Source organism: Nocardioides sp. cx-173, from assembly GCF_021117365.1.
Classification (GTDB): domain Bacteria; phylum Actinomycetota; class Actinomycetes; order Propionibacteriales; family Nocardioidaceae; genus Nocardioides.
The window spans coordinates 3,230,549-3,253,480 of record NZ_CP088262.1; the positions used below are offsets into that span (position 1 = coordinate 3,230,549).

Sequence of the window (22,932 nt, forward strand, 5' to 3'; positions counted from 1 at the left end):
GCCGGCGGGCCCGAAACCCAGCCGCGCCATCGGGACCGCACGACCGGCGCCACGCAGAGCTCCCGCCGAGCCGCCGCCCTAGGGTGGAGGGATGCATGAACTCCGACGCGGCGCCGAGGTGCCCGATGCGCTCGCGCCCTACCTCGACGTCGACCGCTCCCGTCCGCGCCACGAATGCTGGGTGGCCGGGCACATGGTGGCCGGGCTCGACGGGACGGCGGCCGTCGGCGGCCGGGTCGGCTCGCTGTCCACCGGTCCGGACCAGGCCCTGTTCCGCAGGATGCGCCAGCTCGCGGACATCGTGCTGGTGGGCGCCGAGACCGTCCGCCGTGAGGGGTACGGCCCGGTCCGGCTCGCCGAGGAGGCCCAGGAGTGGCGCCGCGTGCGGGGGCTGTCCCCCACTCCGCCGCTCGCGGTGGTCAGCCGGTCGCTCAACCTCGACTGGGACGCGGCGGTGTTCCGAGAGGCGCCCGCCGACGCGCGCACCCACGTGATCACGTGCGCGGCCGCGGACTCCCAGCGCCTGGCCCGCGCGGAGGGGGTCGCGACCGTGGTGATGGCCGGGGACGAGCGCGTCGAGCCCGAGGCGGCCCTGCGGGCACTGGCCGGACTCGGCCGGCGCGTCGTGCTCTGCGAGGGCGGCCCCACGTGGCTCGGCGAGCTCGTCGCGGCCGACCGCCTCGACGAGCTGTGCCTGTCCCTCTCGCCGCTCATGGGCGGCGACCCGCTGCCGGTCGCCGTGACCCCGCCGGGCGCGGGTCTGGCAGAGTTCGACCTGATGGGCGCGATGTCCGAGGAGCACACCCTCTTCCTCCGCTACGAGCGAAAGGTCAGGCAACCGACGTGAGCGATGACGCCTTCGGCACCCTGATGGCCTCCATCGACCCGCCGCTGATCGTCCTCACCACCGCCGCCGAGGGCGAGCGGGCCGGGTGTCTGGTCGGCTTCCACGCGCAGTCGAGCATCAGCCCCCAGCACTACTGCGTGTGGCTGTCGAAGGCCAACCACACCTACCGCGTCGCGCTCCGCTCGGCGCACTTCGCGGTCCACTTCCTGACCGACCAGGACGCCGCGACGGCGGAGCGGTTCGGCACCCTGTCGGGAGAGGACACCGACAAGTTCGCCGGTCTGGACTTCGAGCTCGACCCGCACGGCGTGCCGCTCCTGGGCGCCTGTCCCCACCGGATGTCGCTCGAGCGGATCGCCGTGCTCGACGACGGCAGCGACCACGTCTGCATCACCACCCAGGTGAGCTCGGCCTCCGCCCCGGGGAGCTTCGAGCCCTTGCGCGTCTCGGACGCCACCCACCTTGTCCCCGGTCACAGCAGCGAGGAGCGGGCGATCCAGCCGTGAGGCGCTCGCGACCTCAGCCGACCGGGGCGAGGTCGAGGACGGCCCGCAGCGGGAGGTCGGGGGGTGAGCCCGGTCCGCTGAGCGGGAAGGTGGCCTCGATCGTGAGCTCGCGCGGGTCCTGGTCGGCGTCGACCTGGAAGACCACACGGCCGTAGGTGTCCCGCTCGGCGTCGCCCAGGTCCTCGCGACGGACCGGCTCGGCCCCGTCGAGGGTGACCTTCGGCGCGGGGAATCGGAGCACTGACCAGTAGCCGCCACGCGCGTCGACCACCCCGGAGGTGCCGAACACGTGGAGCCGGACACCGGCCCACAGGGTGCCCTCCTCCGCCCAGCCCAGCGCTCGGTCGTAGGGGTAGAGCGTGAGGTAGGACGCGGTGAGCGTCGCGGAGTCCGGTCGCCGCGGCGAGCGCGGGTCCACGACGCTCAGCTCGCATCGGTCCTCCACCTCGGCGCATCCGGCGGTGAAGTCGTCCTCGTCGTCGTACAGCGGCTGGGCGACGCCCGCGTCGATGTCCCCGGAGTCCACGTGTCCGGTCTGGGTCAGCCCGTCGTACTCGACCTCGATCGTGAGGTCCTCGACCTCATGGCGCCCGGCGAAGGCCACCACCACGGGACGCTGGTCGTCGGCGTCCATGGAGGCGCTGGTCCCGTCCAGCACGATCTCGGTCAGGTCGACGCCCTCGTCGCCGGCCAGCAGTCGGATCCGGATCGGCGTCGGATCGCCTTCGCGCATGAGACCGCCCAGCGCGCGAGCGCGCCACGAGAGCGGCACCAGGGTGCCGCCGTCGGGGGCGACGAGGTCCTGGTCGTCCTCCCAGCGCGGATCGTCGTACTCGACCTCGAGCAGCTCGTGGTCGAGGGTCGCGACCGGAGCACCCACCGTGACGGTGACCTCGCTCCCGGGCAGCTGGACCGTGACCGGCTGCCCCGGCGGCTCGGCGCGCAGCGGCAGGATCTCCCCCACGTCGGCCCGCGCGCCACCCCCGCTCGCCGCCGCCCGCCACACGAGCAGGACCAGCACGAGGGCGGCCACGGTGAGCAGTGCGACCGACATCAGCGCGACCGAGCGCGAGCGCTCCTCCCGGGTGGTCATGCGACGTCAGCTCCGGTCAGGATCCAGCGGTAGTGGACCGGTCGTCGCTCGGTCACGAACGGCTCGCCCAGGCGCGCCTCACCCGTCAGGTCGAAGGTGAGGTCGGCGGCCTGGCCCTGCACGACATCGAAGACGAACTGCTCCGGGTCGCCGGGCGACTGCAGCGTGAACGGGGTCTGGTTGAGCGAGTTGACGTCGACGCCCGGACCGACGGGCGCGGCGTCGCCGAGGCGGGCGGTGAAGCGCAGGTCGGTGTCCCAGGAGTCGCTGTCCCGGGTCGGGTCGAACAGAGAGACCCGCCGCGGCCGCACGACGTGGACCACGACGAACTCGCGTCCGGACTCGGCCCAGCCCAGCCCGTCGACGTACGGCGTGCCCAGCACGAGCGTCACCCGGCACTCCAGTGAGGGCAGGTAGACGACCGTGAGCCGGTTGTCCTCGAGCGTCCGGGGCGCACCGCAGGGGGTCCCCTTGGCGTCGCGCAGCTCCTCCGGCGCGGGGATGCCGGCCAGGTCCGCGGCTCGCCCGGCCTCGACGGAGCCGTCGGTGGCGTCCACCACCTGGGTCACGCCGTCCACGGTGACCCGGACCTCCATGTCGCTCGGCTCGCCCTCCACCGCGACCCAGCGGCTCCCGCCCTGTGGGGTGAGCCGCCCGGGATCGAGGACGATCCCGCCCCGGCCCGAGAGCAGGTAGTCGCGGCCGTCGGCCCGCAGCACGACCTCGGTCTCCTGGGAGTAGGGCAAGGCCACCGCGGTCAGCGGGATGGCATAGTCCTCCGCGAGCGAGACGTCGACTCGGACGAAGCTCCCGCCCTCCGGGGCCTGCAGGGGGGCCGGCGCGCCCAGCAGGTCCGGCAGCTCGGCATGCGGCTCCCCGGCTGCCACCTTCAGCCGCGCCCACGGCAGCAGCACCTCTCCCGCCTGCGGCAACGGGTCCTCCTGGAAGGGGTGGTCGAGCACGTCTCCGGCCGCGGCTCGCGGCCGCCCGTCCTGCGCGCGCAGCACCACGAGCGAGACGACCAGCACCACCACGATCACCGCGAGCACCGAGGCGACGGGCCACAGCGTGCGACGCCTCGGCTCGTCGGTCGCGACCTCCTCGTCCGCGGCCACATCACCGGCCTGAGCGTCCGCGGCCGGTGCGACCGGCTGACCCTGCCCCCCGTTGCCCATGGCCTGCACCGTGCCCCGCGGCTGACCAGGCGAAACCACCGGCCCCGGAGGTGCGTGCCTCCCGACGAGTCCGCTTGATCCGGCTCGGCCCCCGGGCGATCATCGAAGGATGGGGCTCGTCCTGGTCCAGGGGGCGGCGGTGGTCGCCGTCCTGGCCCTGCTCTGGCTGCTGCCGGAGGCCGACGCCCACCTCGCTCGTGCACGTGCGCTGGGGCGGCGGCTCGGGCTGGTGCCGCCCCCCGTGCCGGCACCGGTCGCGCCGCCGATCGAGCAGATCGCGGCGGACCTGTGGCGGATCGGATCGGCGCTGCACGACGCTCCGCCCGGCACCCCCGTCGCCCGCCGGCGCGGCTGGCTGGCGGCGTACGACGACGTGCTGGTCGCCGCGTGCCGGGGCCTCGACCTCGACCAGAGCCTGGAGTCGTACCCGCCGGGGGCCAGGCGGGACCTGGAGCGCGAGCGGGTCGAGCGGATGCTGGTGCGGGCCGGGCTGGGCCCGCTCAGGCGGTGACGACGACGGTGGTGCCGATCGGCGCGAAGCGCCAGAGGCGAAGGGCGTCGGAGCGCCGCTGGCGGATGCAGCCGTGCGAGAGCGGGGTGCCGAGCTCGGCGACGCTCTGGACCCGCTCGCCATCGAGCACCGGGATGTCGTGGAAGCCGATCGCGGCGCCCGCATCTCCCTGGGTGAAGCGCACGAAGTACTTCATGGTGCCCGAGTCGTCAATGCCCGTGGCGTCCTCGGAGCGCGAGTAGACCTCGAAGGTGCCGGGGTCGAGGTTGTCGTAGACGCTGCCCGAGACCCGGTAGGTCGAGACCACCTTCTCCCGCTCGTCCACGAGCCACACGCGCTGACGGCTCTCGCTGAAGACCACCCGCTTGCCCTCGCCGGAGTCGGCGGGCAGGGCCGTCGCCGGCCGTGCGGGCCTGGCCGGATCGGGGGACGGCGTGGCGGCCTCCGGGCGGGCAGCGACCTCGGCCCGCGAGTCGGAGCGGGAGGCCTCGGAGCTGCGGTCGTCGGGAGTCGTGACGCGCTCGGACACCCGGCCGACCAGGTCGCGGGGGTCGGTGTCGTGGGCCGTCGAGGGCAGAATGCCGGTGCCGCCGAGGACGGCGACGAGGGTCACGGCGAGCGAGGAGCCGAGGATGCCGATCCGCCCGTAGCGGGGCCGGACCTCGGCGCGGTGCCTGCTCATCGGATCACCTCCGCTTGGCGCGCTTGACCAGGTTGGCGGCCACGTCGCGGTAGGCGGTCGCACCCTTGTTGGAGCGGCTGGTGGCGAGGATCGAGCGTCCCGCTGCCGGCGCCTCCGCGAACTTGATCGTCTTGGGGATCGGCGGCTCCACGACCTCGAGGTCGTAGGTCTCGGAGATCGTGTCCAGCACGGTGCGTGCGTGGGTGGTCCGGCCGTCGTACAGCGTCGGCAGCACGCCCCACACAGCCAGCCCCTTGTTGGTGAAGCGGCGTACGTCGTGGACGGTGTCGAGCAGCTGCCCGACCCCGCGGTGCGACAACGTCTCGCACTGCAGCGGGATGAGCACGCCGTCGGCGGCCGTCAGCGCGGCCACGGTGAGCACCCCCAGCGACGGCGGGCAGTCCAGCAAGATCCAGTCGTAGCCCTGTCCCTTCTCGGCGAGGTCCTCGATGACACCGCGCACGACGTGCTCGCGACCGGTGCGGGTGAGCAGGTCGGCCTCGGCGCGGGCCAGCTCGATGGTCGCAGGCAGCAGGTCGACGCCGTCCTCGGTCTCGAGGATCGCCTCGATCGGGTCCAGCCCCTTGGTGAGGACCTGGTGGACCGAGAGCTCGAGATCCTCGGGGTCGACGCCGAGCGAGAACGTCAGACAGGCCTGCGGGTCCAGGTCGATCAGCAGCACCCGGTGTCCGAGCTCGGCCAGGGCAGCGCCGATCGACGCGACAGAGGTGGTCTTGGCGACGCCGCCCTTCTGGTTGGCGACGGCCAGCGTGGTGGTCCGCTTCTTGCTCATCGGCACCCATCATGCCGGACCGCCCCGGCCGAGCGGCGCGCCGCGCCCCGTGAGGTTGGCTACTGCGCAGGCGGGCCGTGCCCGGTGCCGCTCGCCCCCCTCGCTGCACCCAGGCGGTTTACTGGCCCTCATGTCCTCCACCGCGCTCGTCACCGGGCCCACGGCCGGCATCGGCCACGCCTTCGCCCTCCAGCTCGCCGCCCGCGGCTACGACCTGATCCTGGTGGCTCGCGACGCCGAGCGGCTGGCGGCCGTGGCCACCGAGGTCACCGAGAGGTACGGCGTCCAGGTCGAGGTGCTGCCGGCCGACCTGGGCGACCGCGCCCAGCTGGGCACCGTCGAGGCCCGGCTCTCGGACCGCTCGCGACCGGTCGACCTGCTGGTCAACAACGCCGGCTTCGGGCTCAAGCAGCGTTTCCTCGACAACGACGCCGACACCGAGACCGGGATGCTCGACGTCCTGGTGACGGCCGTGCTGCGGCTGACGCACGCCGCCCTCGACCCGATGGTCGAGCGCGGCCACGGCGGCGTCATCAACGTCTCCAGCGTGGCGGCGTTCCTCCCCCGCGGCACCTACGCGGCGGCGAAGGCCTGGGTCAACAGCTTCAGCGAGTGGGCCGCCCACGAGTACCGCGCCCAGGGGGTGAGCGTGATGACGCTGTGCCCCGGCTTCACCAGGACCGAGTTCCACGAGCGGATGGACGTGGGCCGCGGCTCCGCCCCCGGCTTCTTGTGGCTGGACGCGGACTTCCTGGTCTCCAAGGCGCTCAAGGACTTCGACAAGGGCCGCATCTACTCGATCCCCGGCGCCCAGTACAGGACCATCGTCGCCCTCACCAAGCTCGTCCCCCACCGAGCCCTGCAGGCCTACCAGGCCATGGGCCGCCGCTGACCTGTCAGCCTTCGCCGGCGATGAAGGCGCGGACCGCGTCGGCCACGAGCTGGACGGCGATGGCGGAGAGCAGCAGGCCCGCGATCCGGGTGACGAGCAGGACGCCGCTCTCGCGGATCAGCTTGAGGATCGGCAGCGAGAAGCGCATCGCCGCCCAGAGGCTGGCGTGCACCAGGATCACGCCGAGCCCGACCGCCACGAACGTCGGCCCGCTGTCGACCCGCTCGACGAAGAGCATCGTGGCCACGATCGCGCCGGGACCGGCCAGCAGCGGGGTCCCGAGCGGCACCAGCGCGACGTTGGTGCCGACCTGCGCCGTGGGCTCCTTCTCGTTGCCCGTCAGCAGCTCGAGGGCCACCAGGAGCAGCAGCAGGCCACCGGCGCACTGCAGGGCCGGCAGCGAGATGTGCAGGTACTGCAGGATCTGCTGGCCGAAGAAGGCGAACACGGTGATCACCAGGAACGACACGCCCACCGCCTGCCACGCGGCGCGGCGGGCCGACGCGGGCGAGCGCCCGCCGGTGAGCGACAGGAAGATCGGCACCGTGCCGACCGGGTCCATGATCACGAACAGGGTCACGAAGACCTCGACGAATAGGACGGTGTCCAGGACCGCGCTCACGGGCGCACCACGCCGGGCGCCGCGCGACCCGACCGCTGCGCGGCGGCGGCCGCCAGCTCGAGCAGCCGGGCGTACTCCTCCGGCGCCGTGGTGTTGCAGCCCAGGTCGTGGTCGCGCTTGCCCATGCCGTGGTAGTCGCTGGAGCCGGTGACCAGCAGGCCGAGGTTGCCCGCGATCGCGCGCAGCCGCTCCCGGTCGTGGGCGTCGTGGTCCTGGTGGTCGACCTCGATGCCGGCCAGCCCCGCCTCCGTCAGCTCCGCGAGCGTCGCCTCGTCCGGCTCGTGCGGCCCGTGGCGCCCCCACGGATGCGCGATCACGCAGACCCCACCGGCCTGGGCGACCACGTCCATCGTCTCGAGCAGGGAGGCTGCGTAGCGGTCGACGTACGCCGGCCGGCCCGGGTTCAGGAACCGGCGGAATGCCTCCGTGCGGTCGGCCACCACGCCCAGGTCCACCAGCGCGTCCGCGACGTGGGGACGGCCCGTGGCGGCCGTGCCCGGCGCCACGCGCCGTACGTCGGACGCCTCGATCGCGATGCCCAGCCCGCGCAGCCGCTCCAGCATCGCCGGGACCCGGGAGTTGCGTCCGGCGAGGATCTTGCTCAGCGCCTCGTCGAGGGCCGGATGGCCGGGGTCGGGCAGGTAGGCGAGCAGGTGCACGCCGACACCCTCGTGCCGGGTGCTGATCTCCATGCCACGGACCAGCTCGATCCCGGTCCGCCGGGCGGCCTCCTCGGCCTCGACCCAGCCGCTCGCGGTGTCGTGGTCGGTGATCGCGACGACGTCGAGGCCGGCCGCGGAGGCGGCCTCCACCAGCGCGGCGGGGGTGTCGGTCCCGTCGCTCGCCACGGAGTGGGTGTGGAGATCGATGCGCACCCCAGAAGCCTAGGGCGTGGGCGCACTCACCACGCCGGGCTGGGACCTCCGAACGGCACCTCGAGCAGGGCGGGGCCCAGGGTCGAGAGGTCGCGCAGCACCCAGTCGGGCTTGAGCATCATCACCGCCGACGCGGGCCGCAGCACCAGCCACAGCCACCGGCCGCCGGCCTCGCCCGCGACCACCGAGCGGTCCCACTCCGCGGCGCCGCCGCTGGTCGACACCGGCCACAGCGGCACCGGCTGGCCGCCGGCGCGGATCTTCACCAGCGGCGGGCCCTCGCCGACCTCGCCGCCGGGGTCCTCGTGGCGGGTCCCCGCGACCCGGGCGCCCAGGCCGGTGCCGGGCTCCTCGCTCACCACCACCACGTCGACCGGCCCGTCGTGCGCGCTGGTCCCGGAGATGCAGGTCATCGTCGCCCGGGCGCTCTGGGGCACCTCCCCCACGACCGCGAAGTCGGTCACGCTCCACCCGGGCCCAAGCGGCCAGCAGGTCAGCGTCGGGAACCCGTCGGAGGCGCGCAGGTGGTCGACGAAGGCGTCGTACGACGGCTCGGCCGGTCGCCACAGGGGCGGCACGTCGCCGTGGTCGGGGCAGGACCAGCGGCCGTCCGCGTGCAGCACCGGTGCGGGGCAGCGGGGACACCCCGCGGACAGGGACATGCGACCACGGTGCTGGCGGTGCCGGGACAGCGTCAAGAGTTCCAGCGCAGGACGACCGGGCTCTTCCGCTCGTGGCCGAGGACCGACACGGTCGCGGTGTCCAGCCGGAACAGTCGCCCGTCGGAGACCGGCAGGCCGAGCCACCGGGCGGCGAGCGCCCGCAGCGAGTGCCCGTGCGCGAACACCAGGGTGCGCCCCTCGCACCCGTCGGCGCGCGCCACGACCCGGTCCAGGCGCACACCCACCTGCTCGGCGCTCTCGCCACCCGGGCACGGGTGGGTCCACACGGTCCAGTCGGGCACCGACTCGCGGATCTCCGCGGTCGTCACGCCCTCATAGTCGCCGTAGGCCCACTCGACGAGGTCCTCGTCGACCTCCGCGTGCGCGAACCCCGCCAGCTCCGCCGTACGGCGGGCTCGTTGCCGCGGGCTGGTGAGCACGAGCGCGAAGTCCTGCTCGCCGAGCGGGCCGGCGAGGCCACGGGCGAGCTCCTCACCGTGCGGGAGCAGCGGCAGGTCGGTGACCGAGGTGTGGCGGCCGTTCTCGCTCCACTCCGTGGGTCCGTGCCGGACCAGCCACAGCTCGGTCGACATCGGCTCAGGTCTCCGCGAGCACGACGACGCGGTCGCCGTCCTGGACGGCGAAGGTGCGGGACTTGGCGGGGTTGACCACGACACCGAAGCCTGCCACGTCGTCCCCGGCGAGCGCCTCCGAGCGGTAGCCGATCGCAGTCTCGCCGCGCGCCGCGGCGCCCGCCACGACGGTGGCGTAGGTGACCTCGCGGCCGGGCTGGACGTACCACTCGGCCGGGCGGAGGTAGATCTCGCTGCCCTCGTCGCCCAGCAGCTGGCCGAACACCGCCTCGAGGCGGCGGTCCTCGGAGAGCTGGGTGACCAGCAGGCTGACGATCTCGCCGCTGACCACCACGTCGTCGATGTGCGCGACCTGGGCCAGCACCCGGTTGCGGTCGTCGAGCATCTCGGTGACGACCGGCGTGGACTCCCCCAGCCTGCCCAGGATGTCGCGGACGTGCAGCAGTGTCACCAGGGTCCGCGCGTCGGCCGCCTGGACCGCGAGGTGGTCGGAGTAGCAGAGCACGATCACCTGGTCGAGCCCGGCTGCGATGTGTGCCTCCAGCGTGGCCCGGTCCGTCGACGAGGCGGCCACCACCGTGACCGCGAGGCTCTCCAGCGCCGGCACCTGCGGCGTCCCGAACGACGTCAGCACGGTCAGCGTCGAGCCGGCGGGGGCGTAGTGGTCGAGCTCGCGCAGGATGATCGGCGCGCGCTCGTTCCAGCCGATCAGGACGCCGTGCGTGGGCAGCTCCGGCGCGCCGAGCGCCGTACCGAGGGCGGACAGGTCGGGCGTGGCCAGGGACCTGCCCTCGGTCTCGAGGCCGTCGTCGTCCTCGGCGACGACGATCAGCGTGCGGTTGCCGATCACCCTGCCGGCGGGCGGGTTGAGGGTGGGCACGCCGTCCTCGATCAGGCCGATGACCGAGGCCTTCTCGAAGGCGAGCAGCGCGTCGCCGTACGTCGCCGCGCCCAGGTCGTGGCGCTCCAGGAAGTAGATCTCGTCGCCGTCGTAGTCGAAGAGCTCGGTGTAGACCGCGGCGGCACCCGACTGTCGCGAGGTCTGCACGACGAGCTTCGCGACGGTCTCGCGGATGTCGAGCAGGACCGTGCGGTCCGCGCCGACCAGGCGGGCCGCCTCGAGGTTGGTCGGGTTGCGGATCTCGGCGACGATGTTGGGCCCGCCCTCACCGCCGTGGGTCAGCGCGAGCAGGGTCTTGATGACCTCGCTGTCGGGGTCCTCGGAGCCCTCGGGCGCCAGCAGGATCACCGAGCGCGCCGCGGTGTGGCGGCTCAGCGCGAGGTCGTCGATGTCCATCGGCGAGCCGGAGCGGCACACCACCCGGGTGCCGCGCAGGTCGGGCACCTTGGCCGCGACGTCGTCCTCCATCTCCACCTTGTCGCGGTCGGCGAGGATCACGATCACCGGCTTGCGGCGGCTCTCGTTGGCCAGCGTGAGCTCGCTGATGATCGTGAAGATCGAGTCCGACCAACCCAGGATGACGGTGTGGTCCTGCTCCAGCACGATCGAGCGGCCGCGGCGCAGGTCGGCGAGCTTGGTGTCGATGCCGGCGGCGATGACGCCGATCAGCGCGCTCACGATGAACAGCCCCGCGATCGTCAGCGCCAGCATGGTCAGCACGAACCGCCACGAGCTGGCGTCGTCGCCGCCGATGGTCCCGGGGTCGAGCGCGTGCAGCAGGCTGTAGAACATCTCGTGCAGGAAGCCGTCGGGGGCGTCGGAGTCGGGTCGCAGCCCGAGCAGCGTGACGAACACCGAGAACACGAGGATCAGCAGGAGTGTCGCCACGCTCAGCCAGGCGATCAGCGCCGGCGTGCCGCGCGACATGCTGTTGTCGAACCAGTAGCGCATCCGGTCGCCGAGCCGCGAGGCCGGCGCCTTGGCCGTGCGAGCGCCGGGCCCGGAGCGGGCCATCGCCTTCGCCGTCCGCATCCGAAGCTGCTGTCCCGTGCGTGCCATCGCGCCCCACCCCATGAGTCCCGTGCCGGAGACCCGGCGCGCCATCGTCGCGTACGGCGCTCGGGCGCGGCAGCGGTTTGACGACACCCGCGGCGCCGTGCTTGTCACATGGATACTCGGTATGCCTGGTGATCGGCTGCCTCGGCGCCGGGGTCGGACTGCTGCTGGGCTCGGCCGTGGGGGCCAGCCTGCTGCAGCTGGTCGGGACGGCGGGGACGCCGGTTCCGTGGGCCGGGCTGGCGGTCGTGGTGGTGGGCGTGCCGCTGCTGTCGGCGGCCGTCGGCTGGCTGGTCACGCCCACCCGGCTCGCCCTGACCCGGCGTACCGGATGAGCTCGGGTGCGGCCTGTCGGGGCCGTACGCGTGCCACCATCCTCGCGTGGACCTTCGCGCTTCCCGGCTCGCCGTCGCCGCCGCCTTCCTGAGCCAGGGGCTGGTCTTCATCAGCCTGACCACCCGGCTGCCCGACTACCAGGACGTCTGGGACCTCTCCGAGCTGCAGATCTCCCTGCTCCTGCTGATGATCGTGCTTCTCGCCGGGGTCGGCTCGGTCGTCGCGGAGCGGCTCGCACAGGGCCGCGACTCCGCGACGCTGCTGCGGGTCGGCCTGGGGGTGACGGCGGTGGCGGTGCCGGTGCTGATGCTGGCGCCCGTCGTGGGCGCGTTCGTCGCCGGGCTGGCGGCGTACGGCGTGGCGCTGGGGATCGTCGACGCGACCACCAACATGCAGGCGGTGGCCGTGGAGCACGAGTACGGGCGGCCGATCCTGCCGTCGTTCCACGGCGCCTGGACCCTCGGCGGCATCCTCGGCGCGTCGCTGACGCTGGCCACCTCGCGGCTGCCGGTGGAGGTGGGGGCGGTCGCGGCACTGGTGCCGCTGCTGGTGCTCTTCGGGCCGCTGCTGCCCCGCGTCGGCGACCCGCTCGCCGCGGCGGCGGGCGTCGCCGGCGCCGTGCCGTGGCGACCGATCCTGCTGGTCGGGCTCGGGATGGTGCTCTTCTACATGGTCGACACCGCCGCGCAGACCTGGGGCTCGCTCTACCTCGACAACGTCATCGACACCCCCGAGGACCTGGTCGCGCTGGCGACCCTGCCCTACCTGGTCGCGAGCCTGGCGCTGCGCCTGGGCGGCGACCGGCTCGTGGCGGCGTACGGCGCCGTCGCGGTGATCCGGGTCGGCGCGGTGGTGTCATGCGCGTCGCTGGCGGCCGTGGTGTTCGCGCCGTCGTGGCCGGTGGCCGTCCTGGGGTTCACCGTGCTCGGCGCCGGCGTCGCGGTGATCGCGCCGCTGTCCTACTCCGCCGCCGCCCGCATCGCCGGTGAGGGTCTCGACCCCCTCACCCGCCAGGCCCGGGTGGACGCCGTGATCGGTCGCTTCAACCAGTTCAACTACCTCGGCGCGCTCATGGGCGCGGTCCTCGTCGGCGCCGTCGGCCAGGACAACCTGCGACTCGGCTTCGCCGTCCCCATGATCCTCGTCCTCGCCCTGATCCCCCTCGCCCGCGCGTTCGCGCCGGCTGCGGGGGCCGGGGGCGCGCGAGTTTCACCGGGTGCCCGGTGAAACTGGCGCCTCCCGTACGAAACTTCATACGGGAAGCGTGAGTTTCACCGGGTGCCCGGTGAATCTCCTCCCGCGTCACTCAGCCGCGACGCCCGGCCAGTTCTTGTCGGGCTGGGGGACGGGGCGACCGGGCTGCTCGCCGCCGCGCTCGGTGAGGTAGCTGTCCTTGGGGACCATGACCTTGCGGCGGAAGATGCAGACGACCTTGCCGTCCTGGTTGTAGCCGATGGTCTCGACGTGGACGACGCCGCGGTCGTCCTTGGACTTCGACTCCCACTTGTCGAGGACGGTGGTCTCGCCGTAGAGGGTGTCGCCGTGGAAGGTGGGGGCGACGTGGCGCAGCGACTCGATCTCGAGGTTCGCGATCGCCTTGCCGGAGATGTCGGGCACCGACATACCGAGCAGGATCGAGTAGACGTAGTTGCCGACCACGACGTTCTTGCCGAACTGCGTGGTCGACTCCGCGTAGTTCGTGTCGAGGTGCAGGGGGTGGTGGTTCATGGTGAGGAGGCAGAACATGTGGTCGTCGAACTCGGTGACCGTCTTGCCGGGCCAGTGCTTGTAGGTCGCACCGACCTCGAACTCCTCATAGCTTCGACCGAACTGCACCTGGACTCCTCGGGCTCGACGTCATCGAGCCAGGATTCTGTCAGGCCGGCCCCTCAGCCGGGTACGGCGGTCAGGACCCGCCGCCGCCGGCCTTGCGGCGGTGCATCTTGGGCCCGCCGCCGACCACCTCGGAGCCGTGCGCCTTCTCCGGGGTCGGCCCGTCCTGGTGGACGCCCTTCTCCTTGTCGTTCTTGCGATCGAGCGCCGCGCGCATCTTGGCCTTGATGTCGTCGTTGCTGGAGTCGGTCATGGCTCCACCATCCCACGTCGGCCGGGCACGCGTCGACCGGGATTCAGCCGGCGCGGCGCCCCAGCACGTCGGCGCGCAGCGCCTCGACCTGCGCCAGCATCGCCGCGTCGACCGGCACCGTGCCGGGGTCGATGCCCGGGACGCGGACCGGCTCCAGGTCGCCGAACCCGCCCACCACGCGCGCCCCGGTGGCGCGCAGGCGGTCCTCGATCTCGAGCGCCCGCTGGCGCAGCCACGGCGTCGGGTCGAAGCCGATCGGCGGCCCGCCGCGGCCGGCCAGGCGCTGCTTGGCCACCTCGAACTTCACCAGCCGGTGGTACTCGCCGGTGCGCAGGTGATCGCCGCGCAGGCGCAGGTTGAGCTCGCGCAGCAGCACCGCCGACACCGCGTCGAGCGAGGTGTTGGCCGGCGGCACGTCGACCCCGTCCGCGGCCGGGACACCGCTCGCCTCGCAGAAGCGCGCCCACAGCAGTCCCGGGTCCGCGCCCGGCGGCGGCACGGTCACGAGCGCGACCCGGTCCGCGCCGACGGCGTCGGTCCAGTTGCCCGCGATCCGGCCCATGCCCTGCTGCAGCCAGAACATCCGGCCCGCCTGCTGCGCGCCGGGGAACTGACCGACGTACTCGGCCCAGGCGAGGGTGCCGCCGTTCTGCAGGCCCTCCTGCCACATGGCCGGGATCGCGCGGCCGAGGTCGCGCAGGGTGAGGACGACCTCGACCGGGGCGGGGGCGAGCGAGGCCAGCACCCGCTCGATCGACGCCGGCTTGGCGGGGCCGAGGAACTCCATGCTCACCAGCGCGGTGCCCTCGTGTGCGGCCACCTCGTCGAGCAGCGCCTGCCAGCGGCCCTCCGACTTGCCGGCCTGCTGGGTGCGGCCGAGCACGTCGCTGACCGCCAGCATCTGGTCGCGCCAGCGGCGGCCGGGCAGCAGCACCCCGCGCTCGGCGAGCAGGCCGCGGTTGGCCTCGAGGCGGCGCTGGACGTACGACGTCCCGGACTTCATCAGTCCCACGTGCAACACGACCCGGCTCGCCATGGCGGCAGGCTAGCGGCTCACTCGAGGCGCGTCGGCACCCCGTGCCCGACCGAGGTGCCGAGGACCCGGCGCTCCCCCGTCGGCCAGGTCTCGAGCCAGACCAGGAACTCGTGCTCGGAGTCCGGGGTCCGGCGCGACGGCTCCAGGTAGACGTGGGCGAACGGCGCCGCCGCGGTGGCCTGGGCCCCCAGCGCGTCGATGCCGGAGCGGACGGCGTCCTGCTCGTCGCGCTCGAGGTACTGCCACATGACGCTGTGCCACAGCACCGTCGTGGTGCCCTCAGCCAGGACGAGCCGGGACACCAGGTCGTGGGCCGACTCGCGCCGCACCTCGTACGGCGTGCGGTCGGCGAGCGCGAAGGCGCCGCGCAGCCGCTCGAGCCGGTGCGCCTGGTCCGGCCAGACGTAGGCGGTCAGCACCAGGCGGCCCTCGGTCGTCCGCACGTCGACGGGCATCACGTCGCTGCCCAGGCGCTCCACGATGGGCGGCGGCTCCCGCCGTGGCAGCAGTCCGGTCCACGCCGGGTCCAGCACCACCGGGGAGTCCGCCGGCCCCAGAGCACCGGCGGGCGTGACGTAGCGGAACCGGTCGGCCAGCAGGTTGAGCCCGCCCGAGGAGCCGATCTCGACCAGCCGCACCGGGTGCGCCCAGGGCAGCGCGAGCAGCCCGGCCATCAGCGCGGTCGCGCGCCCGACCTCGTTGGTCTGCGGCGGCCGGTCCAGCCACTCGCGCACGGCTTCCGGCTCGGCGGCGAGCAGGTCGCGCAGCGCTCCCCAGCCGGCCTCGGGCTCCCAGGTGCCGCCCACGCTCGGGTAGTACGCCGCCAGCGCGCCCGCCCGGCGCTCCAGCACCAGCCGGTGCACGCTGCCCAGCAGCCGCAGCGCCAGCGCCGACGGACCGGGGTCGTCCTCGTGCCCGGCCAGCACGGTCGCGGTCGGCCCACCCGCCACCAGGTCGTCGGCGAGCCGCTCGCACAGCCCGGCGTACATGGGCGAGCCGAGGGCGGCGCACGCCGGCCCCTGCCGGCGTACGGCCTCGACGACGTCCACCCGCCTAGGCCTTCAGCTTGTAGTCCTTGAGCAGCGACCGCCCGATGATCATCTTCTGGATGTCGGAGGTGCCCTCGCCGATGAGCATGAACGCGGCCTCGCGGTAGAGGCGCTCGATCTCGTACTCCTTGGAGTAGCCGTAGCCGCCGTGGATGCGGAAGGAGTCCTGGACGACCTCGTTGCAGTACTCCGCGGCGAGCATCTTGGCCATGCCGGCCTCGACGTCGTTGCGCTCGCCCTTGTCCTTGAGGCGTGCGGCCTTGACCATCATCGCGTGGGAGGCCTCGACCTTGGTCGCCATCTCCGCGAGCCGGAACAGGATCGCCTGGTGATCGGCGATCTGCTTGCCGAAGGTCTCACGGGTCTGGGCGTAGGCGATCGCGAGCTCGAAGGCCCGGTTGGCGATGCCGCAGGCGCGGGCGGCGACGTTGACGCGGCCGACCTCGACGCCGTCCATCATCTGGTAGAAGCCCTGACCGGGCTCGCCGCCCAGGATCTGCTCGGCCGCGATCTGGTGGCCCTCGAAGATCGCCTCGGTGGTGTCGACGCCCTTGTAGCCCATCTTGTCGATCTTGCCGGGGATGGTCAGGCCGGGCGCGGTCTCGCCGAAGCCGACCTCCTTCTCCACCAGGAACGTCGTCATGTTCTTGTAGACGCTGTCGGCGCCCTCGTCGGTCTTGACCAGGACGGCGATCAGGTTGGACGTGCCGCCGTTGGTGAGCCACATCTTCTGGCCGTCGATGGTGTAGCCACCCTCGCCCTTGGTGGCCTTGGTCTTGATCGCCGAGACGTCCGAGCCGAGGCCGGGCTCGGACATCGAGAACGAGCCGCGCACCTCGCCGGTCGCCATCCTCGGCAGGTACTTCTTCTTCTGCTCCTCGGTGCCGTGCTTCATCAGCATGTAGGCCACGATGAAGTGGGTGTTGATCACACCGGAGACGCTCATCCAGCCGCGCGCGATCTCCTCGACGCACAGCGCGTAGGTCAGCAGCGACTCGCCCAGGCCGTCGTACTCCTCGGGGATCATCAGCCCGAAGATCCCCAGCTCCTTGAGTCCGTCGACGATCTCCTGCGGGTACTCGTCGGCGTGCTCGAGCTCGGTGGCGACGGGGAGGATCTTCTCCTCCACGAACTGGCGCACCGCCTTGAGGATCTCGGTCTGGTCGTCGGTGAGTCCGTCGGTCTCGCAGAGGCGACCCATGTGTTGGCTCCTGTACGGCGGTGGGTGGGACAGGCACACGCTACCGAGGAGCGGACGCTTCGGGGCGCCGCGGCGGTGTGACGTACCTCCCCCGGGCCAGGGGTCAGTAGGTGCGGCCCACCAGCGCCAGGAACTCCCGGAAGCCCCAGTCGTAGGCACGGGTGCTGGTCCGGATCGAGGCGGTCGTGGGGTTGCGCGACGCCGCGTACGCCGCCGGCTGGTCGCTGTCGATGCGCAGGGCCCGCGTGGCGCCGGCGGTGCTGACCAGCAGCCGGGTCATCGGGAGGTCGCGGCGCGACTCGATGCGCCGGCAGGTCGCCCAGCAGCCCACCGCCCACTGGCGCGTCCGCACCCTCGCCTTGAGCCGGGCGAACAGCGCCTTCTCCATGGCGTTGGGCCGGTAGCGGCGGGTGAGGAACTGGACCTTCACGCCCCGCTCGACGGCCTTGAGCAGCGAGCCGTAGATCCGCTGGTCGCCCAGGCCCCTGGTGTCCATGTGGATCCCGGCGCCCTTCGGCGCGGCGTCGATGGCGTTCACCAGCAGGTCGAGCACCACCCGTCGACCGGCGCGTCCACCCGACGGCCGGTTGACGACCGGGCCGGGACGGAAGGCGATCGGCTGCCCGACCGGGCTGGTCAGGAGCTCCGCGTCCACCGTGAGCGCATCGTGGTCGGAGTGGAGCTCGGTCGTGGTCTGACCGGTGACCCGGAACTGCTCGGCCTTATGCAGGAAGACGTAGTCGATCGTCGCCCCGCGGTGGTCACCCGTCGGCGCGTAGGTCCCCGTGACGTCGTACGTCGGGGTGAGCCCCTGCTCGGTCAGCACGTCGCGGGGGTACTCCTTCTTGTTCGTGTAGTGGAAGTTGAAGTCGCCTCCGACCAGCACCGGCCCCGAGGCGGCCAGCGCGGCCACCAGCGCCCCGAGGCGCCGCACCGAGGGCTTGATGATCTTCTCGGTGCGCTTGCTGCGGGGCGTGAGGTGCGTGGACACGGCCGAGACGACGCGTCCGGTGGCGTACTCGCGCGCGGTCACCCAGTTGGCGTAGCGCACCCCCCACTCGACCGCCTGGCCCGGACCGCGCCCGCGCAGGTTGCTGATCATGTGGGTGCCGGTGGCCAGCGCCTCCCAGCGATCGGCGCGCCAGGCGATGGGCGTCGCGCCCGTGTAGGTGCCGGGGGTGCGGAACATCGCGTACGGCGCGGGGGCGAGCGCGGCGTCGGCCCGGCGCGGGACCTCGTTGTAGGTGATGAAGTCGGGGGCCTGCGCGAAGACCGTGGCGAGGTCGGCCGCGAACTTGGCGTCGGGCTGGCCGGAGAGCAGGTTGGCCTGCACGATGCGGACCGACGTGGGCGGGACCTCGTCGACGGCGACGACCCCGCCGCTGGCACCCGAGGGCCCGGTGGACAGGCCCGCCAACGAGAGGCCGAGCACCCCGGCGAGGGCGGCGGCGGCGGGCCCGCGGAGACGGCGGGCGAGGCGCGGGCGGGTGCTGACGTTCACGCGATGGGGTCCAATCTGAGGCTCATGCAGGAGGCGTGCCTGGCAATCACACCAGTCACACCAGTCCCACGGAACCCCTGGCGGAGAACTACAGACCTGTAATTCACCGGGCGAGGACTTCGCCCCGCCTGGGGGCCCCCGAAGCGGCGGTGCTAGGAGCTGGCCGCGGCCTCGACGAGGCCGAGCCGGCGACCGAGAGGCACCGCCAGCTGGCGCGCGTAGTCGGGGGTCATGTGCTCCTTGTCGCGCATGGTGACGGTGCTGCCCACCACCGACGGGCACTGTTTGTCGAAGCAGAACCATGGCCCGGCGTTGACGAACGGGGCGCCGGCTCGCCGGGCCGCGTCACGAAAGCCCATCTGGATCGCGCGGGCCTGGGGGCCGGCCTCGAACAGACAGTCGCCGAGGTCGACCTCGCCCGAGGTCAGGCACACGCCGGGCTCGCGCGGGAGCTGGGGTGTGTTGCCCAGGACCACCAGCCGCGGGGCCAGCGGCTCGAGGAGCCGGAGCTGCTCCTCGAATCCCGCCCCCACGACCTCCCGGAACTCCTCGGCGTCCTCCTGCTTGAACACCAGCCGCGAGCCGTCCTCCGACATCACCGGGGACACCGCCGACGTGGCGACCACGATCAGGTCGGGCTGCAGGTCCTCAAGCGTCTCGAGGGTCCAGGCCTTGAAGTCCTGGCACTCCTCCCACGGCCGCTCGGTCTCCCGCTCGGCCTGCACGGCCTGCGTCGCCGAGCACCCGCTGTAGACGAACTGGAAGGCGCGGAAGCCCTCGGCGCTCCCCAGCTCGTCGAACGCCGGCGACCACGCCCGCGCGTGCGAGTCGCCGATCAGGGCGACGGTGAGGTCGGCGTCGGAGTCGCCCAGCGGGCACAGCTGCGTCGTGCCCGTCCGGTAGTCGCAGTCCCCCAGCGGCGCGGTGGCCTTGCGGATCCCCAACAGCGACGGCGTCAGGTCGCTGGGGACCTCCCGCCCCTCGCGGGCGGCGAGGACGGACGCCTGGACCAGCGCGAGCTGGGGGTCGTCGCTGAGCCGGCGGTCGGCGAAGTCCGCCGTCGTGATCGCCGGGTCGTCGCCGCCCAGGCCCAGCTCGTGGACGACCCACTGGCGGCCGGAGAGCACGACCGCCACGACCAGGATCACCCCCGCGGGGTACAGCGCGATCCCGAAGGAGGGGCGCGACCAGCGCCGGCCGCGCCGGAACGGCTCCTCGACCCAGTGGTACGTCGCGGCGCTCAGCGCCACGACGAGCGCCAGCGCCAGCAGCAGGCGCAGCCCGCCGAGGTGCGCGACGCCCTGCCGGTCCTCGGCGATGCGCAGCACCGGCCAGTGCCACAGGTAGAGCGAGTACGACCAGTTGCCGATCACCAGCAGCGGCGGCAGGGAGAGCACCCGGGACACCAGCGTCTGGCCCTCGCGCCCGGAGGCGTCCCCCGAGGCGATCAGCAGCACGGTGCCGAGCACCGGCAGGGCTGCGGCGTACCCCGGGAACGCGGTCCCCGCGTCGAGGACCACCACGGAGGCGAGGATCGCGAGCAGCCCGGCCGCCCCCATGCCCTGCCGCACGGGTCGCGGCAGCCGGACGTCGCCGCGCGACAGCCACAGGGCGGTCGCGGCGCCGGCACCGAGCTCCCACGCGCGGGTCAGCGTGGAGAAGTACGCCGTCACCGGGGACTCGTAGGTGGCGTAGAGGGACCAGGCGAACGACGCCAGGCTCAGGGCCAGCAGCAACCCCAGCAGCACGCCGTGGCGAGGGGCGCCGGAGCGGCGGCGAGCCACCGCCAGCCAGCCGATGAGGATCAGCGGCCAGACCAGGTAGAACTGCTCCTCGACGGCCAGGGACCAGAAGTGCTGGAGGGGCGAGGTGGGCTCGCCCTGCGCGAAGTAGTCGGTGCCGACCTGCGCGAAGCGGATGTTGGCGGCGAAGAACGACGACCAGACGGCGTCCTTGCCGATCTCGAGCGCCCGCACCAGCGGCAGGAGGAGCGTGGCGGCGACGACGGTCGCCACGAGCACCACGACGGCGGCGGGCAGGATCCGGCGGGCCCGGCGGGCGTAGAACCCGCCGAGCGAGATCCGCCCGGACCGGTCGGCCTCCCGCACCAGCAGCGAGGTGATGAGGAAGCCGGAGATGACGAAGAAGACGTCCACCCCGACGAAGCCGCCCTCGAAGCCGGCGAAGCCGGCGTGGGCCACGATCACCAGGCCGACGGCCAGTGCGCGCATGCCCTGGATCTCAGGCCGGAATCCCAACCCGGGTGAGGGGGCACTTGCCACCGTGGGCACTCCTTCGCGGCTCGTCTGGGAGCGGGCCGCCGCACCGTCGGCGGGCCCTCGGCGCGGGTCATCAGCGCCGGTGCCTGACGCTATCCTGTCGCAATGCCTCGACCAAAGACCCGCGCGAGGAGCCACCGCGCGGAGCGTGGCAGCGTCCTCGCCACGCTGCTCCTGGTCGGCCTCCTCACCCTGGTCGTGGGTGCCGTCACCGTGCTCGGCGGCAGCGGCTTCCTCGCCCGGGACGCCGGCACGGCCGCACGTATGGACGCTCCCGTCCCGGCCGACCCGGGCGACCCGGGCACCACCGCGGCCTCCCCCTCCGTCGCGCCGACGCGGACCCCGGCGGTCTCCCGCAAGCCCCCGGGCAAGCGCACGGTGGTGCCGGGCCTCACGCTGCGCCGCTACACCACCGAGGAGCTCGCAGAGATCGAGGCGGAGCGACTGCGCGCGATCGCCGCCCGCAAGTCCGTCACGATCCGGGTCGGCACCTTCAACGTGCTCGGCAGCAACCACACCGCGCCCGGTGGCGACCGCCGCAACTACCCGCCGGCCTCACGTCGTACGCCGCAGGCCGCGTCGTACATCCGCAACTACGGGGTGCAGGTGCTGGGCACCCAGGAGCTCAAGCCGGACCAGCTCAACGGGCTCAAGAGCATGACCGGCATGGCGGCCTACCCCGACTACGCCTTCGGCACCCGCGACACCGACAACAACATCCTCTACGACCCCGACGTGTTCGAGTTCGTCTCCGGCGACTCCTTCTCGATCACCTTCATGCACGCGGTGCGCCCCCAGCCGATCGTCAAGCTGCGGCACCGGCTGACCGGTCGCGAGATGTACTTCGTCAACATGCACGCCTCGGCCGGCGAGGGCCGCTACGCCGTCTCCCGCCGGGCCGGGCACCTGGCCGCGGTGAGCGTGGTCAACCGGCTCGCGGCCGAGGGGCTGCCGGTGTTCCTCACCGGCGACATGAACGACCGCGCGGAGTTCTTCTGCCGGGTGGCTCCCCCCACCGGGCTCGTCGCCGCCATCGGCGGCAGCGCCTCCGGGGGCTGCAGCCCGGCCGGGCGCCTCGCGGTCGACTGGGTCCTCGGCACCGGCGTCCAGTGGAGCGACTACGACGAGGACCGCAGCACCCTGGGTCGCGTCAGCGACCACCACTTCGTGAGCGCCACCGCCACCATCCCCGGCGAGACGGACTGACCTCGTCGGCCACCCTCGTGCGCAGGTCCCGCACGTCCCCGAGCATCTGCGCGACGAGCGAGACCGCCACGTCGGCGACCTCGGCATCGGTCACCGACGACGGCTCCCGACGGGGCTCGAGCTCGTCGGGGACGAGCAGGTTGGCCAGGTCTCCGCGGACGTCGTAGCCCTCCGCGCGCACGAAGTCGACCCACTCCCGACCGCGGCGACGCTGCTCCTCGATGCGCTCCTGCGGCGGCCAGAACCGCTCGCCGCGGCGCGGGACGAGACGCTCGTCGGCGAGGAACGTGCGGATGTAGACGCCGCGGTCGAAGGCCCGCTGGAAGTCACCCAGGTGGGCGTTGACGCGGCGCAGCACCTCGGCCTCGACGACTCCCATCGACTCGTTGGGGAACGAGCCGGAGAGGTCGAAGGCCTCGGTGTCCAGCCCCAGCAGAGCACCGAAGCGGTGCCAGATCTCCTCGCGCGGCGCCCGGGTGTCGAGCGGCAGGACATGCACCTGCGAGGCCGGGAGCGACGGGGCCCACCGCTGCAGGACCAGGCGCAGGTCCAGGGTGCGCCAGTTCCAGATCGCGTTGGGGCTGGGCGACACCTCGAGGGCGTACTCCTCGATCGGCGTCGTGTGCCGGTTCTTGAGGCTCTCCTGCCAGCTGGCGGTGAACAGGCCCAAGGGCTCGCGGGCGGTGACGACCAGGTGGACCTCCGCGGGCGCCAGGTCGGCGATCATCCGCTGCGCCTGCTCGGCGGAGGCCGCGGCGAAGAACTCGTGGCTGACCAGCCCGGTGCCCGGCCAGCCGGCGAGCTCCTGGGTCAGCCGGGACCACGCGGTGCGGTGCCGGGCCGGGGCACCGGCCAGGTTGGGGTCCTCGCGGACCACGCGCGAGGCCCATAGGTGGTCGCGCCGCTCCTCCCCGGGCAGCAGCACGCCCTGCTCGCGCAGCAGCGGGCGCGAGGCCCACAGGATCGTCTGGAGGTAGGTGGTGGCGGTCTTGGGCAGCCCGAGGTGGACGAAGACCCGCTCGGCCAACGC

Annotated in this window: 24 protein-coding genes; 7 read left to right on the forward strand and 17 right to left on the reverse strand. The window is 73.0% G+C overall.

What is annotated here, in order from left to right; all coding sequences use genetic code 11:
- The first annotated feature begins 91 nt into the window (after positions 1–91).
- Positions 92–847, forward strand: a complete 756-nt coding sequence (locus tag LQ940_RS15695) for a dihydrofolate reductase family protein (protein ID WP_231243117.1) — start codon at positions 92–94, stop codon at positions 845–847.
- Entirely contained in the window at positions 844–1,353 is a 510-nt protein-coding gene (locus LQ940_RS15700; protein WP_231243116.1) for a flavin reductase family protein, read from the forward strand. Before LQ940_RS15695 ends, LQ940_RS15700 begins: the two co-directional genes overlap by 4 nt.
- 13 nt (positions 1,354–1,366) lie before the next feature.
- Here the strand turns inward: LQ940_RS15700 and LQ940_RS15705 are convergent, their stop codons facing one another.
- On the reverse strand, positions 1,367–2,446 hold the full coding sequence (locus LQ940_RS15705; RefSeq protein WP_231243115.1) for a hypothetical protein: 1,080 nt from the start codon (positions 2,444–2,446) through the stop codon (positions 1,367–1,369).
- Positions 2,443–3,621 (reverse strand): hypothetical protein, encoded by a 1,179-nt coding sequence (locus LQ940_RS15710; protein WP_231243114.1) that lies wholly within the window; start codon positions 3,619–3,621, stop codon positions 2,443–2,445. The genes LQ940_RS15705 and LQ940_RS15710 overlap by 4 nt, the downstream gene beginning before the upstream one ends.
- Positions 3,622–3,730: 109 nt before the next feature.
- On the opposite strand from LQ940_RS15710, the gene LQ940_RS15715 reads away from it, so the two are divergent.
- Entirely contained in the window at positions 3,731–4,132 is a 402-nt protein-coding gene (locus tag LQ940_RS15715; RefSeq protein ID WP_231243113.1) for a hypothetical protein, read from the forward strand.
- Here LQ940_RS15715 and LQ940_RS15720 read toward each other — a convergent pair.
- The gene (locus LQ940_RS15720) at positions 4,122–4,814 is read right to left on the reverse strand and encodes a L,D-transpeptidase (protein ID WP_231243112.1); all 693 of its coding nucleotides are present in this window, start codon (positions 4,812–4,814) and stop codon (positions 4,122–4,124) included. The genes LQ940_RS15715 and LQ940_RS15720 overlap by 11 nt on opposite strands.
- A gap of 4 nt (positions 4,815–4,818) precedes the next feature.
- A complete protein-coding gene (locus tag LQ940_RS15725) occupies positions 4,819–5,607 on the reverse strand; it encodes a ParA family protein (RefSeq protein WP_231243111.1) in 789 nt (262 codons plus the stop codon).
- Between the two features lie 130 nt (positions 5,608–5,737).
- On the opposite strand from LQ940_RS15725, the gene LQ940_RS15730 reads away from it, so the two are divergent.
- A complete protein-coding gene (locus LQ940_RS15730) occupies positions 5,738–6,499 on the forward strand; it encodes an SDR family NAD(P)-dependent oxidoreductase (protein ID WP_231243110.1) in 762 nt (253 codons plus the stop codon).
- Between the two features lie 4 nt (positions 6,500–6,503).
- Here LQ940_RS15730 and LQ940_RS15735 read toward each other — a convergent pair whose 3' ends face one another.
- Genes LQ940_RS15735 through LQ940_RS15755 form a run of 5 tightly spaced genes read right to left on the reverse strand, consistent with a single transcriptional unit; the run spans position 6,504 to position 11,184 of the window.
- Positions 6,504–7,121 (reverse strand): MarC family protein, encoded by a 618-nt coding sequence (locus LQ940_RS15735; protein ID WP_231243109.1) that lies wholly within the window; start codon positions 7,119–7,121, stop codon positions 6,504–6,506.
- Complete coding sequence (locus LQ940_RS15740) at positions 7,118–7,996, reverse strand: PHP domain-containing protein (protein WP_231243108.1); 879 nt, start codon at positions 7,994–7,996, stop codon at positions 7,118–7,120. Before LQ940_RS15740 ends, LQ940_RS15735 begins: the two co-directional genes overlap by 4 nt.
- A 26-nt stretch (positions 7,997–8,022) precedes the next feature.
- Positions 8,023–8,658: a DUF6758 family protein gene (locus LQ940_RS15745; RefSeq protein WP_231243107.1), complete on the reverse strand. Its 636-nt coding sequence runs from the start codon at positions 8,656–8,658 to the stop codon at positions 8,023–8,025.
- Positions 8,659–8,690: 32 nt separating this feature from the next.
- On the reverse strand, positions 8,691–9,251 hold the full coding sequence (locus LQ940_RS15750) for a histidine phosphatase family protein (RefSeq protein WP_231243106.1): 561 nt from the start codon (positions 9,249–9,251) through the stop codon (positions 8,691–8,693).
- 4 nt (positions 9,252–9,255) lie between these two features.
- Positions 9,256–11,184 (reverse strand): CASTOR/POLLUX-related putative ion channel, encoded by a 1,929-nt coding sequence (locus LQ940_RS15755; protein ID WP_231365034.1) that lies wholly within the window; start codon positions 11,182–11,184, stop codon positions 9,256–9,258.
- A gap of 155 nt (positions 11,185–11,339) precedes the next feature.
- Here LQ940_RS15755 and LQ940_RS15760 point away from each other — a divergent pair, with 155 nt between their 5' ends.
- Both LQ940_RS15760 and LQ940_RS15765 read left to right on the forward strand, forming a co-directional pair.
- Positions 11,340–11,543, forward strand: coding sequence for a hypothetical protein (locus tag LQ940_RS15760; protein ID WP_231243105.1), 204 nt, complete (start codon positions 11,340–11,342; stop codon positions 11,541–11,543).
- Positions 11,544–11,589: 46 nt separating this feature from the next.
- Positions 11,590–12,771, forward strand: coding sequence for an MFS transporter (locus LQ940_RS15765; RefSeq protein WP_231243104.1), 1,182 nt, complete (start codon positions 11,590–11,592; stop codon positions 12,769–12,771).
- A 75-nt stretch (positions 12,772–12,846) separates the two neighbouring features.
- Here the strand turns inward: LQ940_RS15765 and LQ940_RS15770 are convergent, their stop codons facing one another.
- The 7 genes from LQ940_RS15770 to LQ940_RS15800 all read right to left on the reverse strand — a co-directional run bounded on the left by LQ940_RS15770 (position 12,847) and on the right by LQ940_RS15800 (position 20,648).
- Entirely contained in the window at positions 12,847–13,380 is a 534-nt protein-coding gene (locus LQ940_RS15770) for a MaoC family dehydratase (protein ID WP_231243103.1), read from the reverse strand.
- A 70-nt stretch (positions 13,381–13,450) separates the two neighbouring features.
- Positions 13,451–13,630: a DUF5302 domain-containing protein gene (locus LQ940_RS15775; protein WP_231243102.1), complete on the reverse strand. Its 180-nt coding sequence runs from the start codon at positions 13,628–13,630 to the stop codon at positions 13,451–13,453.
- A gap of 43 nt (positions 13,631–13,673) precedes the next feature.
- Positions 13,674–14,666 (reverse strand): hypothetical protein, encoded by a 993-nt coding sequence (locus LQ940_RS15780; RefSeq protein WP_231243101.1) that lies wholly within the window; start codon positions 14,664–14,666, stop codon positions 13,674–13,676.
- 17 nt (positions 14,667–14,683) lie between these two features.
- Positions 14,684–15,715, reverse strand: coding sequence for a DUF2332 domain-containing protein (locus LQ940_RS15785; RefSeq protein ID WP_231243100.1), 1,032 nt, complete (start codon positions 15,713–15,715; stop codon positions 14,684–14,686).
- Positions 15,716–15,719: 4 nt separating this feature from the next.
- The gene (locus tag LQ940_RS15790; protein ID WP_231243099.1) at positions 15,720–16,916 is read right to left on the reverse strand and encodes an acyl-CoA dehydrogenase family protein; all 1,197 of its coding nucleotides are present in this window, start codon (positions 16,914–16,916) and stop codon (positions 15,720–15,722) included.
- Positions 16,917–17,019: 103 nt separating this feature from the next.
- Positions 17,020–18,417, reverse strand: coding sequence for a hypothetical protein (locus LQ940_RS15795; RefSeq protein ID WP_231243098.1), 1,398 nt, complete (start codon positions 18,415–18,417; stop codon positions 17,020–17,022).
- Positions 18,418–18,569: 152 nt separating this feature from the next.
- Positions 18,570–20,648 (reverse strand): acyltransferase family protein, encoded by a 2,079-nt coding sequence (locus LQ940_RS15800; protein WP_231243097.1) that lies wholly within the window; start codon positions 20,646–20,648, stop codon positions 18,570–18,572.
- A gap of 153 nt (positions 20,649–20,801) precedes the next feature.
- Between LQ940_RS15800 and LQ940_RS15805 the strand changes: the two genes are divergently transcribed.
- Positions 20,802–21,902 carry an endonuclease/exonuclease/phosphatase family protein gene (locus LQ940_RS15805; RefSeq protein ID WP_231243096.1) on the forward strand — a complete coding sequence of 367 codons (1,101 nt, stop codon included), beginning with the start codon at positions 20,802–20,804 and terminating at the stop codon, positions 21,900–21,902.
- Here the strand turns inward: LQ940_RS15805 and LQ940_RS15810 are convergent.
- Positions 21,847–22,929 carry a hypothetical protein gene (locus LQ940_RS15810; RefSeq protein ID WP_231243095.1) on the reverse strand — a complete coding sequence of 361 codons (1,083 nt, stop codon included), beginning with the start codon at positions 22,927–22,929 and terminating at the stop codon, positions 21,847–21,849. The genes LQ940_RS15805 and LQ940_RS15810 overlap by 56 nt on opposite strands.
- Positions 22,930–22,932: the final 3 nt, after the last annotated feature.

Coding starts and splice junctions, on each gene's coding strand:
- LQ940_RS15695 (WP_231243117.1), top strand. CDS start 92: ATGCATGAACTCCGACGCGGCGCCGAGGTGCCCGATGCGCTCGCGCCC.
- LQ940_RS15705 (WP_231243115.1), bottom strand. CDS start 2,446: ATGACCACCCGGGAGGAGCGCTCGCGCTCGGTCGCGCTGATGTCGGTC.
- LQ940_RS15710 (WP_231243114.1), bottom strand. CDS start 3,621: ATGGGCAACGGGGGGCAGGGTCAGCCGGTCGCACCGGCCGCGGACGCT.
- LQ940_RS15715 (WP_231243113.1), top strand. CDS start 3,731: ATGGGGCTCGTCCTGGTCCAGGGGGCGGCGGTGGTCGCCGTCCTGGCC.
- LQ940_RS15720 (WP_231243112.1), bottom strand. CDS start 4,814: ATGAGCAGGCACCGCGCCGAGGTCCGGCCCCGCTACGGGCGGATCGGC.
- LQ940_RS15725 (WP_231243111.1), bottom strand. CDS start 5,607: ATGAGCAAGAAGCGGACCACCACGCTGGCCGTCGCCAACCAGAAGGGC.
- LQ940_RS15730 (WP_231243110.1), top strand. CDS start 5,738: ATGTCCTCCACCGCGCTCGTCACCGGGCCCACGGCCGGCATCGGCCAC.
- LQ940_RS15745 (WP_231243107.1), bottom strand. CDS start 8,658: ATGTCCCTGTCCGCGGGGTGTCCCCGCTGCCCCGCACCGGTGCTGCAC.
- LQ940_RS15750 (WP_231243106.1), bottom strand. CDS start 9,251: ATGTCGACCGAGCTGTGGCTGGTCCGGCACGGACCCACGGAGTGGAGC.
- LQ940_RS15755 (WP_231365034.1), bottom strand. CDS start 11,184: ATGCGGACGGCGAAGGCGATGGCCCGCTCCGGGCCCGGCGCTCGCACG.
- LQ940_RS15775 (WP_231243102.1), bottom strand. CDS start 13,630: ATGACCGACTCCAGCAACGACGACATCAAGGCCAAGATGCGCGCGGCG.
- LQ940_RS15780 (WP_231243101.1), bottom strand. CDS start 14,666: ATGGCGAGCCGGGTCGTGTTGCACGTGGGACTGATGAAGTCCGGGACG.
- LQ940_RS15790 (WP_231243099.1), bottom strand. CDS start 16,916: ATGGGTCGCCTCTGCGAGACCGACGGACTCACCGACGACCAGACCGAG.
- LQ940_RS15800 (WP_231243097.1), bottom strand. CDS start 20,648: ATGCGCGCACTGGCCGTCGGCCTGGTGATCGTGGCCCACGCCGGCTTC.
- LQ940_RS15805 (WP_231243096.1), top strand. CDS start 20,802: ATGCCTCGACCAAAGACCCGCGCGAGGAGCCACCGCGCGGAGCGTGGC.